A 722-nucleotide genomic window follows, 5' to 3' on the forward strand; every position below is an offset into this window, starting at 1 on the left:
GAGTGATTCATGACTGGGGTGAAGTCGTAACAAGGTAGCCCTAGGGGAACCTGGGGCTGGATCACCTCCTTATACGATTTAGAACTTATTTGTTCGAAGTGTCCACACAGATGATTGTTGATTAGAATTAGAGAACACAAACATTGTTTGGGTCTGTAGCTCAGCTGGTTAGAGCGCACGCCTGATAAGCGTGAGGTCGGTAGTTCAAGTCTACTCAGACCCACCACTTCTTCTCGATGCTGCGTTATAAAGCTCGTCGTTTAGTTGACTAAACGTCCTCACTTTATGCCTAGCCTCAATAAGAAGCTTTGGTTACAAACAATGTACACACCAGTAATGTGGGGCTATAGCTCAGCTGGGAGAGCGCCTGCCTTGCACGCAGGAGGTCAGCAGTTCGATCCTGCTTAGCTCCACCACTTTACTTTTTAAAGATAAACATACTTCAGGTATATCCTGAGTATGAAGTGTGTTTCTCTTTGAGAAGTTAAATTCTCTTGCTCTTTAAAAATTTGGAAAAGCTGATAATTAAATTCTTATAGATATTCGTATCTATAAAGAGTTTTCAAAAGTAAAACAATGCCAATTAATCATTCATTTGATTAGTTAGCATCTACTTTAGTATTCAATATTAACTTCTGGCGAAGTTGAAATCAGTCTTTGAATATACAATGTCAAACTAGATATTTTTCAATGATTTTGTTTTTTAGACAAGGCGTTTAATA

The 722-nt window shown here is 38.6% G+C and carries 2 tRNA genes and 1 rRNA gene; all 3 read left to right on the forward strand.

Annotation, left to right across the window (positions count from 1 at the left end):
* A 16S ribosomal RNA gene (locus tag HC733_RS22505) occupies window positions 1-72 on the forward strand; the annotation flags it as partial.
* A gap of 77 nt (window positions 73-149) precedes the next feature.
* A tRNA-Ile gene (locus HC733_RS22510) sits at window positions 150-226 on the forward strand.
* 114 nt (window positions 227-340) lie between these two features.
* Window positions 341-416: transfer RNA gene (locus tag HC733_RS22515), tRNA-Ala, on the forward strand.
* Window positions 417-722: the final 306 nt, after the last annotated feature.

Source organism: Pseudoalteromonas sp. S16_S37 (assembly GCF_014694405.1).
In the GTDB taxonomy this organism is placed as follows: domain Bacteria; phylum Pseudomonadota; class Gammaproteobacteria; order Enterobacterales; family Alteromonadaceae; genus Pseudoalteromonas.